Source organism: Halalkalicoccus paucihalophilus, assembly GCF_001593955.1.
GTDB classification, from domain to species: Archaea; Halobacteriota; Halobacteria; order Halobacteriales; family Halalkalicoccaceae; genus Halalkalicoccus; species Halalkalicoccus paucihalophilus.
This window is the reverse complement of the sequence record NZ_LTAZ01000001.1, coordinates 206,059-218,379: the sequence shown is the minus strand read 5'-3', so window position 1 is coordinate 218,379 and position 12,321 is coordinate 206,059. Positions and strand designations below refer to the sequence as shown.

At 66.2% G+C, this 12,321-nt stretch carries 18 protein-coding genes; 12 read left to right on the top strand and 6 right to left on the bottom strand.

The features are described 5' to 3' along the window. Positions 1 to 49: 49 nt before the first annotated feature. The 3 genes from HAPAU_RS01165 (at position 50) to HAPAU_RS01155 (ending at position 1,871) form a co-directional block, all read left to right on the top strand. The gene (locus HAPAU_RS01165; protein WP_245634003.1) at positions 50 to 445 is read left to right on the top strand and encodes a hypothetical protein; all 396 of its coding nucleotides are present in this window, start codon (positions 50 to 52) and stop codon (positions 443 to 445) included. A gap of 202 nt (positions 446 to 647) precedes the next feature. After that, on the top strand, positions 648 to 1,067 hold the full coding sequence (locus HAPAU_RS01160) for a universal stress protein (protein WP_066378508.1): 420 nt from the start codon (positions 648 to 650) through the stop codon (positions 1,065 to 1,067). A 42-nt stretch (positions 1,068 to 1,109) separates the two neighbouring features. Beyond that, positions 1,110 to 1,871 (top strand): SDR family NAD(P)-dependent oxidoreductase, encoded by a 762-nt coding sequence (locus HAPAU_RS01155; protein WP_066378505.1) that lies wholly within the window; start codon positions 1,110 to 1,112, stop codon positions 1,869 to 1,871. Here the strand turns inward: HAPAU_RS01155 and HAPAU_RS01150 are convergent. Beyond that, positions 1,868 to 2,389: an archaemetzincin family Zn-dependent metalloprotease gene (locus HAPAU_RS01150; protein ID WP_066379367.1), complete on the bottom strand. Its 522-nt coding sequence runs from the start codon at positions 2,387 to 2,389 to the stop codon at positions 1,868 to 1,870. The two genes, HAPAU_RS01155 and HAPAU_RS01150, sit on opposite strands and share 4 nt — an antisense overlap. Positions 2,390 to 2,429: 40 nt before the next feature. Here HAPAU_RS01150 and HAPAU_RS01145 point away from each other — a divergent pair, with 40 nt between their 5' ends. From HAPAU_RS01145 to HAPAU_RS01135, 3 genes are all read left to right on the top strand, one after another. Next, positions 2,430 to 2,834: a UPF0146 family protein gene (locus HAPAU_RS01145; RefSeq protein ID WP_066378501.1), complete on the top strand. Its 405-nt coding sequence runs from the start codon at positions 2,430 to 2,432 to the stop codon at positions 2,832 to 2,834. 195 nt (positions 2,835 to 3,029) lie between these two features. Next, positions 3,030 to 4,673 carry a hypothetical protein gene (locus HAPAU_RS01140; protein ID WP_066378496.1) on the top strand — a complete coding sequence of 548 codons (1,644 nt, stop codon included), beginning with the start codon at positions 3,030 to 3,032 and terminating at the stop codon, positions 4,671 to 4,673. Between the two features lie 51 nt (positions 4,674 to 4,724). Beyond that, positions 4,725 to 5,597 (top strand): TIGR01548 family HAD-type hydrolase, encoded by an 873-nt coding sequence (locus tag HAPAU_RS01135; RefSeq protein WP_066378493.1) that lies wholly within the window; start codon positions 4,725 to 4,727, stop codon positions 5,595 to 5,597. On the opposite strand, the gene HAPAU_RS01130 is transcribed toward HAPAU_RS01135, so the two are convergent. Continuing rightward, on the bottom strand, positions 5,598 to 6,074 hold the full coding sequence (locus HAPAU_RS01130) for a hypothetical protein (protein ID WP_066378491.1): 477 nt from the start codon (positions 6,072 to 6,074) through the stop codon (positions 5,598 to 5,600). A gap of 97 nt (positions 6,075 to 6,171) precedes the next feature. Here HAPAU_RS01130 and npdG point away from each other — a divergent pair, with 97 nt between their 5' ends. Next, positions 6,172 to 6,837 carry an NADPH-dependent F420 reductase gene (npdG, locus tag HAPAU_RS01125; protein ID WP_066378481.1) on the top strand — a complete coding sequence of 222 codons (666 nt, stop codon included), beginning with the start codon at positions 6,172 to 6,174 and terminating at the stop codon, positions 6,835 to 6,837. A gap of 9 nt (positions 6,838 to 6,846) precedes the next feature. Here the strand turns inward: npdG and HAPAU_RS01120 are convergent, their stop codons facing one another. Beyond that, the gene (locus HAPAU_RS01120) at positions 6,847 to 7,116 is read right to left on the bottom strand and encodes a thioredoxin family protein (protein ID WP_066378479.1); all 270 of its coding nucleotides are present in this window, start codon (positions 7,114 to 7,116) and stop codon (positions 6,847 to 6,849) included. 117 nt (positions 7,117 to 7,233) lie between these two features. Between HAPAU_RS01120 and HAPAU_RS01115 the strand changes: the two genes are divergently transcribed. Genes HAPAU_RS01115 through hisE form a run of 4 tightly spaced genes read left to right on the top strand, consistent with a single transcriptional unit; the run spans position 7,234 to position 8,808 of the window. Further along, the gene (locus HAPAU_RS01115) at positions 7,234 to 7,395 is read left to right on the top strand and encodes a preprotein translocase subunit Sec61beta (protein ID WP_066378477.1); all 162 of its coding nucleotides are present in this window, start codon (positions 7,234 to 7,236) and stop codon (positions 7,393 to 7,395) included. A gap of 37 nt (positions 7,396 to 7,432) precedes the next feature. Beyond that, positions 7,433 to 8,026, top strand: coding sequence for a pyridoxal 5'-phosphate synthase glutaminase subunit PdxT (gene pdxT / locus HAPAU_RS01110; RefSeq protein WP_066378474.1), 594 nt, complete (start codon positions 7,433 to 7,435; stop codon positions 8,024 to 8,026). Between the two features lie 30 nt (positions 8,027 to 8,056). Then, positions 8,057 to 8,521 (top strand): bifunctional nuclease family protein, encoded by a 465-nt coding sequence (locus tag HAPAU_RS01105; protein ID WP_066378473.1) that lies wholly within the window; start codon positions 8,057 to 8,059, stop codon positions 8,519 to 8,521. Next, positions 8,518 to 8,808 (top strand): phosphoribosyl-ATP diphosphatase, encoded by a 291-nt coding sequence (gene hisE, locus HAPAU_RS01100; RefSeq protein WP_066378472.1) that lies wholly within the window; start codon positions 8,518 to 8,520, stop codon positions 8,806 to 8,808. Before HAPAU_RS01105 ends, hisE begins: the two co-directional genes overlap by 4 nt. A 10-nt stretch (positions 8,809 to 8,818) precedes the next feature. Here the strand turns inward: hisE and HAPAU_RS01095 are convergent, their stop codons facing one another. Continuing rightward, complete coding sequence (locus tag HAPAU_RS01095) at positions 8,819 to 9,190, bottom strand: DUF5518 domain-containing protein (protein ID WP_066378463.1); 372 nt, start codon at positions 9,188 to 9,190, stop codon at positions 8,819 to 8,821. A gap of 86 nt (positions 9,191 to 9,276) precedes the next feature. Between HAPAU_RS01095 and HAPAU_RS01090 the strand changes: the two genes are divergently transcribed. Further along, positions 9,277 to 10,230 carry an NOG1 family protein gene (locus tag HAPAU_RS01090; protein WP_066378461.1) on the top strand — a complete coding sequence of 318 codons (954 nt, stop codon included), beginning with the start codon at positions 9,277 to 9,279 and terminating at the stop codon, positions 10,228 to 10,230. Position 10,231: 1 nt separating this feature from the next. On the opposite strand, the gene HAPAU_RS01085 is transcribed toward HAPAU_RS01090, so the two are convergent. Both HAPAU_RS01085 and HAPAU_RS01080 read right to left on the bottom strand, forming a co-directional pair. Next, positions 10,232 to 10,843 (bottom strand): hypothetical protein, encoded by a 612-nt coding sequence (locus HAPAU_RS01085; RefSeq protein ID WP_066378459.1) that lies wholly within the window; start codon positions 10,841 to 10,843, stop codon positions 10,232 to 10,234. A gap of 71 nt (positions 10,844 to 10,914) precedes the next feature. Continuing rightward, positions 10,915 to 12,171, bottom strand: coding sequence for a DUF389 domain-containing protein (locus HAPAU_RS01080; RefSeq protein WP_066378458.1), 1,257 nt, complete (start codon positions 12,169 to 12,171; stop codon positions 10,915 to 10,917). Positions 12,172 to 12,321 lie beyond the last annotated feature (150 nt).

Sequence of the window (12,321 nt, the reverse complement as noted above, 5' to 3'; positions counted from 1 at the left end):
TGGCCACCGGAATTTTATACGAATCGGCTGTAGTAGCTCCCGAACGACAGTGTTACCCGCCGGCCGTGAAGGGACGCGAGCGCCCTTCGTCGACCTCCGCGAGTTCCTCGCGCTCTTTCTCGCCCCGACGCTCGCCGTCGGTCTTGCGGTCCTCGTACTGGGCGGACGTGAGAACCTCCTCGTCGGCGCGATGTTCGGCACCATGCTGGTCGGCTACCGGCGGCTCTTCTATGCGGTTCGCACCGACAAGGGGATCGAGCGCAGGCTCACCGAGGTCGGTGACACGCCCGAGGAAAACGAGTGGGTTCGGCTGTCAGAGGCCCTTGACGAACTCCACGACGAGCGCTACGATCCGTTTCTGGCCATCCTCTTCGCGGTCGTCGGGTTCGGCGCGTTCGCCCTGATCCCGTTCATCGGGAACGATCTCGATCTTCTCGGCTTCTGAGCCTGATCGGACTGACTGGGACCACGAGCGCGCTCATGACTGTCGGGCAGCTCCTCTCCCGGTGACTGAACCGAACCAGTCGGTAGTGGTCTCTCTCGTTGTCAAACGCTATTGATCCCACAGTACTACGACTGTCTAGAGCCCGGAACGAGCGAGTCCGAATCGAACACGGATTTATCGCTGATAACAGCGTACTGTGAGTATGCTCGCCCGTGTTCTCGTCGCGATGGACGGTTCGAGGATGGCCGAGCGCGCGCTCGAATTCGCCGTCGAGGCCCATCCAGACGCCGAGATAACGGTGCTTTCGGTCGTCGGCGTTCCGAGTTGGTTCATGGGCGAGGCGGTGGGACTCTCGCTTTCCGAGAGCGTCCCTGAGGCGGCGGCAGAACACGCGAAACCGATACTCGACCGGGCACGCGAGATCACGGCCGAGCACGACCGCGGGATCGATACCGCCGTCGCGCTCGGGCCTCCTTCGAGAGCGATCGTCGAGCGCGCCGGGGACTTCGATGCCGTCGTGATCGGGAGTCACGGCCGGGATCTCTCCTCTCGGCTCCTGATCGGGAACACCGCCGAACTCGTCGTCCGGCGCTCGCCGGTGCCCGTAACGGTCGTACGGTGAGTCCATACGAGCCCTTAAGCCGCCGCCCGACGCACGCCCGGTATGTCAGTTCTCGATGCGTTCGACTGCTCGGAACACGTCGCCGTCGTCACCGGGGCGAGCCGCGGGATCGGCCGGGCGATCGCGCTCGCACTGGCCGATGCCGGCGCTGACGTCGTGCCCGCGGCCCGATCGGAGGACGCCCTCGAAACCGTCGTCGGCGAGATCGAGAGCCGGGGCGGCGACTCCCTGCTCCAACCTACCGACGTGACCGAGGAAAACGAGGTTCGGGAGCTGTTCGAGCGGGTCGATGAGGAGATGGGTTCGCCCGATGTCCTCGTGAACAACGCCGGGATCAACCCCGAGGACGCGCTCGGCACGCCCGAGGCCGTCGCGATGGAGGGCTACGACCGGACGCTGGACGTCAACCTTCGCGGAGCGTTCCTGTGTGCGAAAGTCGCCGGCGAGGAATCGGTGAGATCGGTCGTCAACGTCGCGAGCGTCGGCGGTCTCGTGGGATTGCCGCGCCAGCACCCTTACGTCGCCTCGAAGCACGGGCTCGTAGGACTCTCCAAGAGCATGGCACTCGACTGGGCGCCGGACGTACGAGTAAACGCGGTCGCGCCGGGCTACGTCGCGACCGAGCTAACGAGGGAGGCGATGGAAAACGAGGGGCTCAAGGAGTCGTTGCTCTCGCGCACCCCTCTAGAGCGCTTTGCCGAACCGGAGGAGATCGCCGCGCCGGTGGTATTCCTCGCGAGCGACGCCGCTTCATACGTTACGGGCGCGTGTCTGGGCGTCGACGGGGGCTGGACGGCGCGTTAGAGGACCGTCCGCTGGCAGGTCCCACAGAGGTTCTGCTCCTTGATGTCGACCTCCCGAACGGTCGGCGAGAAATTCATCACACAGCGGTTGTTGTCGCAGTGCTCTAACCCCATCGTGTGGCCGATCTCGTGGACGACCTCCTTGCGAACCCGATCGCCGAAGATCTCGCCCGCGCTCTTTTCGGAAAAGCCGCCGTCACTGGAGGTCTGGAGGCGATACGTCGAGATCACGCTGCCGTTGCCGTCGAGATACGCCAACCCGAAGACGTAGTTGCGCCGGCGGTAGAAGAGGTCCTTGGCGGTGATGGCGATGTTCTTCTCGCCGCTTCCCACCCGGGAGGCCAGTTCGATGAACTCCTCGGCCCGATGCTGGTTTCGGTTCGCGTCGTACGCGCCGGCGGGGATCGACTGCTCGTCGTGGAGTGTCACGTCACAGTCATACACCGACCGCAGCCCCGACGAGGCCTCCCGTTTCACCGCCGCCGAGAGCTCCCCGACCGGCACGATGTCGACATGCATGAAAAGGGGTATGACGTACCGAATCATAAGTATCACGGCCATGAAATCGGGTCGCTTCGAGGGACTCGTCGCGGAACTCGCCCCCCACGACGTTCTGGTCGAGGTCGGGATCGGTCGTCGGACCGACGTCTCCCGCGCGCTCGCCGACGCGGGGAGACGGGTCACCGTGACGGACGTCTATCCCCGCGAGGTGCCTGACAACGTCGCCTTCGTCCTCGACGACGTCACCGACCCCGACCTCGGGATCTACGCCGACGCCGACGCGATCTACGCGCTCAACTGTCCGCCGGAACTCCATCGGCCGATTCGAGCGCTCGCCCGTCGGGTCGACGCCGACTTCCTCTTTACCACGCTCGGCGGCGACGGCCCCGCAATCCCCGTCTCGCGGCGCACCCTCCCGGCGGAGACGCTGTTCGTCGCAAAGCGCTCGCGGTTCGAGGACTGATCCGTTGCAGACGGGCCCGACGACCCGTTTCCACGGAGCCGGATCGACACCGGCGGGCGACCGACGGGTCGAACAGCCGAACGATACTGTTTTCACATTCATGGATGATGTAATAAGCATGATTTCGGTGGTGGCCGATCGTGTCGGTTCCTGTCCCTTCGATCGTCGTCACGAACGACTCGCGTCGGTGGGTCGATGAACTGGCCGACGCCGCGAACGAGCGCCAGAATCGCGCGTATCGAGTGTCTCCGGGGCCGCAGGGCCATCAGTACGGAACCGATCCAGTTGCTCGGGTTCGCGGTCTTTACGCTGCTGTTCGTCGGGGGGCCGACGGTCGGCGGCTCGTACGTGGCCTATCACTTCGCCGACTCCATCGTCGCCGCCGTTCCGGTCCTCGCGGTCGCCCGCGGGGCGCTTGCGCTCCTCTGGCTCGTTTCGGCGATACTGCTCGCCCAGCGGGCCGTCGGCAAAACGGGTCGGATCGACAACGACGCGGGGCTGTTGACGACGGTTCCGGCGGCCGACGTGGTCGGCGGACTCGTGCTGGCCGAGTTCGCTCGTCTGATGTCGGTCGTCGCGGTTCCGATCCTCGCGGTGAGCGCGGCGTTGGCGATCGGCCTCCGAGCGCCGACGGCGTTTCCGAGCCTCGTCCTCGCGCTGTTCGCGCTGTTCGTGACGGCGCTGCTCGCGGGCCATCTCGTCGGAACGCTGCTCAAGACCGTCTTCGCCCGCTCGGAACTGCTCACGCGATACCGCTCCGTCCTCGCGGTCGTCGGATTCCTCGTCTACCTCGCCGCCGTCTCCTCGCAGGCGTTCGGCCGGGTTCTTTCGCGACTGTTCGTCCTCCTGCAGGACGTCCCGATCGCGTGGTTCGGCGACCTGCTCGTGCTCGGCGTTCCCGGCGTCGATCCCGATCCGATGCGGGTCGCGGGTGCGATCTGTCTGCTCGTGATCGGCGGTCCGTCGCTGCTCGCGCTCGACGTCCGGACGGCGATCCGCCTCTGGTATAGCGACGGGGCCCGACCCGCGGCCCGAACACGGCACGGGTCGTCGGGGTCCAATCCCGTCCTCTCGCGGGTCGCGACCGGTCCAACGCGGACCGTGGCCGCGACCGTTTGGGCGCGGACCGCCCGTGCCCCGTTTCGGCTCGTCTACGTGGCGTATCCCCTGTTGTTCCTGTTCGTTCCGCTTCGGGACGCGGCCACGTCGGGGCGGGTCCCGGAGTCGCTTCCCGTTCTGTTGGCGCTCTACGGTGCGTGGGCGATCGGTGCGGCCGCGCTCAACCCGCTGGGCGACGAGGGCCCGATGCTCCCCGTGACGCTGACCTCGACGGTTCGTGGCTCCCAGTTCGTTCGGGGGCAAGTCCTCTCTGTGACCGCCGTCGGCCTCCCCGTGCTCGTGGCGGTGATCGCGATCGCGGGCGCGTTGAGCCCGCTCGAACCGACCGTCTGGGTACTGCTGACCGCCGTGAGCGCCCTTCTCAGCGTCACCGGGCCGGTCGTCGCACTGGCGATCGGAACCGCCTTCCCGCGGTTCGGTGCGGTCCGGATCACCCGTAATCGGCGCGTCGTGGTTCCGAGCAAGCGGGCGTTCGTCTCCTACTCGTTCGTGTTGGCGATGGGCTTTTTCGGCGCTGGCGTCGCCCTGATTCCGGGCGGTGCGACCCTCGTCTCGAACGCCGTCGCGTTCTGGTCGACGCTTCTCGTCTCGCCCGTCGAGATAGCCCCCGCGACGCTCCGTCTCGTCGGCGGTGTCGTCGCCGTCTCGCTCGGGGCCGTCGTGCCGCCGGTCGCCTATCAGTACGTCGTCCGCCGGTTCGATACGTATACGCTGGCGTAATCCCTCGACGGAAAACAATAGCCACATACCCCCTCGCTCGTACGGTCGGGTATGCGCGCAGACTGCGTCGTGCTCGATATCGACGGGGTGCTCGTCGACGTTGCCGACTCGTACCGCCGGGCGATCGTCGAGTCCATCGAGCGGGTCTACGACGACACCATCCCCAGGGAGGGGATTCAGGCGTTCAAGGACGCGGGCGGGTTCAACAACGACTGGGAACTCACGTATGCGGCGGCGCTGTACGTCCTCGCCCGTCAGGAGGGGTATGCCCAGTCCGTCGAGGCGTTCACCGACCGCATCGCCGAACGCGGGGGCGGTCTCGAAGCGGCGGAGGACGTCGTCGAGATCGCCCTCTCGCCGGCGGCCACAGAGCGGGTCTTCGGGCGCTGGGACCGCGAGCGCCTGCACGAGGTGTTCCAGTGGCTGTATCTCGGAGCCGATCTCTACGGCGACCTCGAAGGCGAGACGCCGCCGGGGGTTCTGGTGGACCACTCGGGGTTCATCCACGACGAGCCGGTGTTGCTCGATGCGAGTACGAGGGAGTGGCTCGCCGACCGTGCGGTCGGCGTCCTGACTGGGCGGCCCGCCTCGGAGGCCGAGATCGCCCTGTCGAGAGTCGGGCTCGCGATCCCCGAGACACACCGCTTTACGATGGACGACTGGAAGGAGGGAAAGCCCCATCCGCGGGCGCTCGTGGCGCTCGCCGAGCGGTTCGACGCCGACTCGGTCGTTTTCGTCGGCGACACCTTGGACGACGTGCGCACGGCGCGAAACGCCGCCGAGGCCGATCCCGACAGGGACTATTACGGCGTCGGCGTCCTCACAGGCGGGCTGACCGGTGAACGCGGGAAAGGGAAGTACGAGGCCGAGGGCGCGGCGGCGGTGCTCGACTCGGTCAACGACCTGCCTGAGCTGCTGGAGTAATCACTCGGCCAGCGACACCAGCCGGACCCGTCCGTCGGGTTCGTACAGCTCGACCTCCCGGCCGGCCTCACGCGCCCGGTCGCGGATCGCCCGCGCGAGCGCCACGAGCTGGCCCCGCTCGTTGTTCGAGCGAAATCCGAGCCGGATTTCGTCGCTTCGCCTCGCCACCTGGAGGTAAAGCGAGAACCCGGTCGGGCGCACCACGGGCGCCATCGCCTCGACGTCGCCGTAGCGAATTCGCACGGCTTCGGGATCGTTCGCCGCCTGCTCGCGCGTTACCGCGAAGGGATCGTACAGGCCGATTTCCTCGGGGATGTGAGCGAACAGCCCGTTCGCCCATGCCCCGATCGTCCGGGCCAGCGGACTGTGGCGCGTCGGCGCGATCAGGAGGACGCCGGTACCCAAAAAAACCCGTCCCGGCTTCTTCCGGCTGTCGGGCGGGTCGATCAGCACGTCGACTGTCTCGGTACTCCTCATGTCCGTTCGTCCCTACAAACGCTGGTATAGCTTGTGGCCGCCTCCGTTCAGGTGCCTCTCTCGGAACCTTTAGGCCGTGTCCCTCGTCAGTTCCCGTATGCGAATCACACTCTGTGGTGGCACCGGCGACATCGGCGAGGGGCTCGCGCTGCGCTTCGCCTACGATACGGACCACGAGATCCTGATCGGCTCGCGGGACCCCGAGAAGGCACGCACGAAGGCCGCGGAGTACGAGACCGAACTCGATAGTCGAGGGATCGAGACGACGATCAAGGGCTTCGAGAACGCGATGGCCGCCGACCGCGCCGACGTGGTCGTCCTCGCGGTCCCGCCATATCACGTCCGCGATACGGTCGAGTCGATTTCCGATAGGCTCGATTCGGAGACGATCCTCGTCAGCCCCGCCGTCGGGATGCAGCGGGAGAAGTCGGGCCTTCACTACAACCGCCCCTCGGCGGGCAGCGTCACCGCGATGGTCGCCGAAACCGCCCCCGAGGACGTTCCCATCGTCGGCGCGTTTCACAGCCTCTCTGCGGACAAGCTCGCGAACCTCGATATCGCGCTGGACGAGGACACACTGCTCGTCGGCGACGACGAGGACGCCCTCGACATCGTTCAACTGCTCGCGGAGGGTATCGAGGGGCTACGGACGTTGTACGCCGGTCCCCTCGCCAATGCCGCGGAGGTCGAGTCGCTGACGCCGCTGCTCATCAACCTCGCGATACACAACGACCTCCACGACGTGGGCGTTCGGTTCGAATAACGGAGTTCTCTACGCGCCCGCCTCTTCGAGGGCGGTCTCGATGTCGTTTCGCTGTGTGACGCCGACGAAGCGCTCGACGACGCCGTCGTCGTTCTCGATGATCAGGGTCGGCAGCGAGCGGACCTGATACTCGTTTGCGGTCTCCTGGTTCTCGTCGACGTTGACCTTCTCGACGTCGAAACGGCCCTCCCAGTCGTCCTCGAGCTCCTCGAGGATCGGGTCCTGGGTCTTGCACGGTCCACACCAATCGGCATAGAAGTCTTTCAGGGTTACAGCCATCGTTCACCACAGGCTACCCACGCGATGCGAATAAGCGTTTCCCAGTCGTGTGATCCGTCCGCCCTCCCGCACCGCCCAGCCGAAACAGTTATGTTCCGAAGCGACCCGAACGCAACTATGAGCAGCGGACAGAACAGCGGCGGGTTAATGAGCAGCGCCGGGCTCGTCCGGTATTTCGACTCCGAGGACAGGAACGCGATCACGGTCGATCCGAAGACGGTCATGGTCTTCTGCGTGCTCTTCGGGGTCTTCATCCAGATCCTCAACGTCGTGGTGTGACGCGGGACTTTTCTCTTCGCCGTTCGTACGGGTCGGTATGACGCTCCTCGCTGGCGTGCTCGCCGTTCAGGGTAACGTCTCCGAACACGTCCGCGCCATCTCGCGGGCGGGCGAGGCCGTCGACGAGCGCGTCGAGGTCCGGGAGATCCGTTCTTCGAGCCGTCTTCCCGACTGTGATCTCCTCCTCGCCCCCGGCGGCGAATCCACCACGATCTCCCGATTGATTCACAAGGAGGGAATCGCCCCGGAGATCCGCGACCACGTCGAGGCCGGCAAGCCGGTGCTCGCGACCTGTGCGGGGCTGATCGTGCTCGGTCGCTGTGAGGACGACCGCGTTGAGAGCCTCGGCCTGCTCGACGTCGAAGTCGAACGAAACGCCTTCGGCCGCCAGCGCGACAGCTTCGAGACTACACTCGACGTTACGGGGCTCGACGAGCCGTTTCCGGCGGTGTTCATCCGCGCGCCCGTGATCGCCGATTCGAGGAGCTGTGAGGTGCTCGCGAGTGTCGAGGGGCGGCCGGTCGCCGTCCGTGGAGGCCCGATCGTCGGGACCGCTTTCCACCCCGAACTCACCGACGATCCTCGGATCCATCGCCTCGCCCTCTTCGATTCGGTCGCCGCCACACAGTAGGACTTTAGGCGTCGGCCCCCTCGAAGGGGTATGAACGCCAGTATCGACGCCGTGCGTGTCGCTGGCACGCCCGACGGACCGGTCCCCGTCGTCGTTCTCGTCGTCGAGGACGAACCGGAGGTCCTGCCGATCTTCATCGGCTTCGAGGAGGCAAACAGCATCGCCCACGGGATGGACGCCTACGACATCGGCCGGCCGTTGACCCACGACCTGCTCCTCGACGTGATGGAGGAACTCGGCGGGCGCGTCGAGCGCGTCGAGATCAGTTCGATCAGCGACGAAGGGACCTACATCGCCGACCTCCACGTGCAAGGACCCCGGACATCGGTGGTCGTCGACGCCCGCCCGAGCGACTCGTTGGCCCTCGCCGCCCGGACCAACGCGCCCGTCGAGGTCGCCCCGGAGGTCTTCGAGCAGAGCCGACAGGACAGGGCGCAGTTCGACGACCTGACCGACATCCGCGAGATGGGCGAACTCATGGGGGAGGAGTTGTGAGCGATTCGGATATCATCGACGAACTGTTCGCGGTCATCGAGGACCGAAAGGAGGCCCTGCCGGAGGACTCCTACACCGCCTCGCTCTTTTCCCACGAGAAGGGCGAGAACGCAGTCCTCGAGAAGCTCGGCGAGGAGACGACCGAGGTGATTCTGGCGGCGAAGGACGACGACCGCGGGGAGATCGCCGCCGAATCCGCCGATCTGATCTACCACCTGCTCGTCCTGCTCTCGATGAAGGACATGGACCTCGACGATCTGCGCAGCGAACTTCGCGAGCGGCGTTAGCGACCCGTCCTTAGCTCTTCAACACCGCACCGACCGCGCCTGCGACCGCGCTTTCTGCGGCCATCACCAGCGCGAGTAGTGCCACGACCGCGAAGACGCCGAAGCCGGCCAGCCCGCCGGCCGCACCGCCGACCGGCCCGCCCGCCAGTCCGACGAGCGCGATCGCACCCCATAAGAGCACTCCAACGATCAGTCCACCGAGGCTTCCTGCCAGCAGTCCGTGCCAAAAGCCCCGGACGAGGCCGCCACCGGCGACGTAGCCCGCGACGAAGCCGCCGACGAGTCCCGCCGTGAGCTGTCCCAGACCGGGGATCGCCAGCCCGATCGCGCCGACGAGAAACATCACGACGAAGCCGTAGCCGACCGCTTGCCAGTCCGTCATGTCCTTCTGTTGGTTTTCGGACGATAAAAATGCGCTGTCGCCGCGCCAAAGCACGGCCTTTTATACCGCGCTACCGTAGCGCGTGTATGATTTTCGAGGACCTTCCGACGACGCCCAGATCGGAGGAACTCATCGACAAGGCGTTCTCGCGGGCGGCCCGGTCGGGGCGGGCGAAAAGCGGCGCGGAGGCCCAGCAGTCCATGCTCCAGACGGCATCCAATATCCTCTCCGATAACCTAGAAAACGTCGTCACCTCGTGGCCCGACTTCGATACGGTCGACCCGTTCTACTACGAACTCGCCGACGCGATCGTCGACGTCGACGAACTCAGAAAGAGCCTCTCGGAGGTAGGGTGGGCGAGCCGCAAGACCAAGGAGATCGGCCGCGAGTATCAGGGGAGGCTCCGGGTCGACGCGGACCTCGCGCGAAAACACAGAAAGCAGGCGTTCGCCCGGCTCGCGAGCGTGGTCGAGGAGGTCGAAGAGGACCTCCTCATGATCGGTGAGGCACGCAACCAGCTTCGGGACCTCCCCGAGATCGATCCCGACGACCCGGCGATCGTCGTCGCGGGCTACCCGAACGTCGGCAAATCCACGTTCGTCAATCACGTCACCAACGCCCGCCACGAGACCGCCACGTATCCCTTTACGACCAAGGGGATCGGCGTCGGGCATCTCACGCGCGATCACATCCGCTATCAGCTCGTCGACACCCCCGGCGTGCTCGACCGGCCCCCGGAGGAACGAAACGAGATCGAATCACAGGCCGTTTCGGCACTCACGCATCTCGCCGACTGCGTGCTGGTGTTCGTCGACGCGAGCGCGGCGTGTGGCTATCCCGTAGAGGCTCAACTCGCGCTTCGCGACGAGATCGCCGCGACGTTCGACGTGCCCGTCTTTACGGTCTGTAGCAAGGCCGATCGATCGCGCGACATCGAGGCCGAGTTCTACCTGAGCGTCGAGAACGGGGAGGGGATCGAAGAACTCCTCGATGGGGCGATCGAGGCGATCGGCTACGAACCGGAACTCCCCTTCGAGTAGCTCACTCCTCTTCGTCGGTTTCGTCGTCTTCGAGTTCGTCGGTGAGGTCGTCGTCCTCTTCGCCAGCGGATTCCATCCCCTCGGCCGCCTTCTCGCCGTACTCCTCGGCCTGTTCGCCCGCCTCCTCGACGCGCTCGTCGACCTCTTCGGCGGTCTCGACCGCCCCGTCGGCGCGTTCCTCGACGGCGTGTTCGGTGCGGTCGGCGACCGACTTGACCCGGTTAGTCACCGCACTCGTGGTCGCGGTCACCGTCTCTGCGATCGCCTCCGCCCGCTTCGTCACACCCGGGTCCTCGGCTCGATCCGTGGCCGCGGCCGTCGTCTCTCGGGTCCGGTCTGCGGCCTCGCCCGCCACCTCCTCGGCCGGGGAAAACTGACGGGCAAGCGCGTAAGCGACCGTCGCGAGCACCGCGAGCACGAACAGCGTCGAGAGCAGCCCACGCCCGCCCTCGGGCTCCGCGTTCCCTTCGGTCTCGGCCGGCTCCGATTCTGCCGACTCGGCTTCGACCTCCCTGATTGCGTCCTTTACGATCCCTTTGAGCGGCTCGCGCGCCGACTCGCTGATCACGCCTGCGACCCGCTCTCTCCGTTTCGAGGGGTCTGATTCGGTCATAGTTGTCTCACGAGTATTCAGTTTTCTCTGCAAGGACAAAAATCGTTTTGTGGGATCGTGTGATACGACCGTCAGGAGGCGGTCTGGTACTCCTGAAAGCGCACCCGCACCGTGACCTCGCGGTCGGTCCGGTCGTCGAGTCGGTCCTCAAGATCGGCCGCGAGGTGACTCGGTGGGTCACCATTGCCGGTGTAGCTCGCGACGACGGTCACGGTCTCGGGACCGGTAAACGCCGAGAGGTCACCGTACTCGCTGCGGACGGCGACGGCCGTCACGTTCTCGCGCTCGGCGAGTTCGGCGTCGACTACTTGATTGACTGTCCGCTCGTGGCTCAGTTGGCTCGCGGTCGCCACGCCCGTGAGCGCGACGGCCGAGACGAGCAACGCGGCGACGAGGACGGTTCCGACGGCAGGTCGTCCCTTCAGTAGGGAGCGCTCGGGGCGGTATCCCAGCACGAACAGGACCGCCACCCCCGCGAGGTTGATCGCCACGAGCGTGATCACGAGCAACACGAGCGTGCCCGACGCGATCACGGGATCGCGCCACGCGATGGCGATGCCGGTCGCGGCGGCGGTCGGGATCAGCGCCGCGGCGATCATCACGCCGATCAGCGACATCGGCCCCTTGGTCGTGAGCCCGAAGGCGGCGGCCGCGCCCGCACAGAGCCCGACGACCACCGCAAACAGCGTCGGGGCTACCCGCACCCCGATGAGTTCGATCGACCCCAGCGCGAGATCCGGTTGGGCGAACATCCCCCAGCGGATGACCGCCGCGATGGCGGCCGCGCCAACGATCGCGACCACGAGGCCGCCGGCCTGCAGCCTGATGCTCGCCGCGAGCATCTCGCGATCACCGGTGACGGCACCGACGCCCGCGGTCAGCGCGGGCCCCACGATCGGCGCGATCACCATCGAGCCGACCACGACGGCCGGCGAGTCACTCAACAGACCGGCGGTGGCGATCCAGGCCGCGAGCACCATCAAGACGAGAAACGACCGCCAGTCGTTGCTCATGTCGCGGGCCTTCGACTTGAGCTCTCGCGTCGTGAGCGGGTCGAAGTCGCCGGCGTACCGCTCCATCAGCGTCTCGGCGTTGGGTGTCCGGGCGCTTTCGACCTGACTGATCACCGTATACGTGTCCTCGTAGCCCGCCTCGTCGAGACGGCCGAGGATCTCGCCGACCGCGTCGGTCGGAAGGGGAAACTCGATCAAAACGGCATCCCCCGTGGCGTTCTCGCCGCTGATGACGTAATCGACGTTTTCGCCTTCGAGCACGTCGACGATCTCACCCCTGTCCCCCTCGTCGACGAGGATCCGAACCAGTCGCACACCGACCCTACTCCGGACGGGCGAAAAAGGCTATCCCCGGCAGCCGCCGCTGTGTCCCGGCCACGTCGCTTGTCGTTCGGGCGCCCTCACCGACGCTCTTTCGTCGGTTCCGGGTCGGTCAGGCTCACGGAACGGCATTTACGTCAAGCA

Excerpts from the sequence above, each read along its gene's own strand:
- HAPAU_RS01160 (WP_066378508.1), top strand. The coding sequence starts at position 648 with ATGCTCGCCCGTGTTCTCGTCGCGATGGACGGTTCGAGGATGGCCGAG.
- HAPAU_RS01155 (WP_066378505.1), top strand. The coding sequence starts at position 1,110 with ATGTCAGTTCTCGATGCGTTCGACTGCTCGGAACACGTCGCCGTCGTC.
- HAPAU_RS01150 (WP_066379367.1), bottom strand. The coding sequence starts at position 2,389 with ATGCATGTCGACATCGTGCCGGTCGGGGAGCTCTCGGCGGCGGTGAAA.
- HAPAU_RS01145 (WP_066378501.1), top strand. The coding sequence starts at position 2,430 with ATGAAATCGGGTCGCTTCGAGGGACTCGTCGCGGAACTCGCCCCCCAC.
- HAPAU_RS01140 (WP_066378496.1), top strand. The coding sequence starts at position 3,030 with ATGAACTGGCCGACGCCGCGAACGAGCGCCAGAATCGCGCGTATCGAG.
- HAPAU_RS01135 (WP_066378493.1), top strand. The coding sequence starts at position 4,725 with ATGCGCGCAGACTGCGTCGTGCTCGATATCGACGGGGTGCTCGTCGAC.
- HAPAU_RS01130 (WP_066378491.1), bottom strand. The coding sequence starts at position 6,074 with ATGAGGAGTACCGAGACAGTCGACGTGCTGATCGACCCGCCCGACAGC.
- npdG (WP_066378481.1), top strand. The coding sequence starts at position 6,172 with ATGCGAATCACACTCTGTGGTGGCACCGGCGACATCGGCGAGGGGCTC.
- HAPAU_RS01120 (WP_066378479.1), bottom strand. The coding sequence starts at position 7,116 with ATGGCTGTAACCCTGAAAGACTTCTATGCCGATTGGTGTGGACCGTGC.
- HAPAU_RS01115 (WP_066378477.1), top strand. The coding sequence starts at position 7,234 with ATGAGCAGCGGACAGAACAGCGGCGGGTTAATGAGCAGCGCCGGGCTC.
- pdxT (WP_066378474.1), top strand. The coding sequence starts at position 7,433 with ATGACGCTCCTCGCTGGCGTGCTCGCCGTTCAGGGTAACGTCTCCGAA.
- HAPAU_RS01105 (WP_066378473.1), top strand. The coding sequence starts at position 8,057 with ATGAACGCCAGTATCGACGCCGTGCGTGTCGCTGGCACGCCCGACGGA.
- HAPAU_RS01095 (WP_066378463.1), bottom strand. The coding sequence starts at position 9,190 with ATGACGGACTGGCAAGCGGTCGGCTACGGCTTCGTCGTGATGTTTCTC.
- HAPAU_RS01090 (WP_066378461.1), top strand. The coding sequence starts at position 9,277 with ATGATTTTCGAGGACCTTCCGACGACGCCCAGATCGGAGGAACTCATC.
- HAPAU_RS01085 (WP_066378459.1), bottom strand. The coding sequence starts at position 10,843 with ATGACCGAATCAGACCCCTCGAAACGGAGAGAGCGGGTCGCAGGCGTG.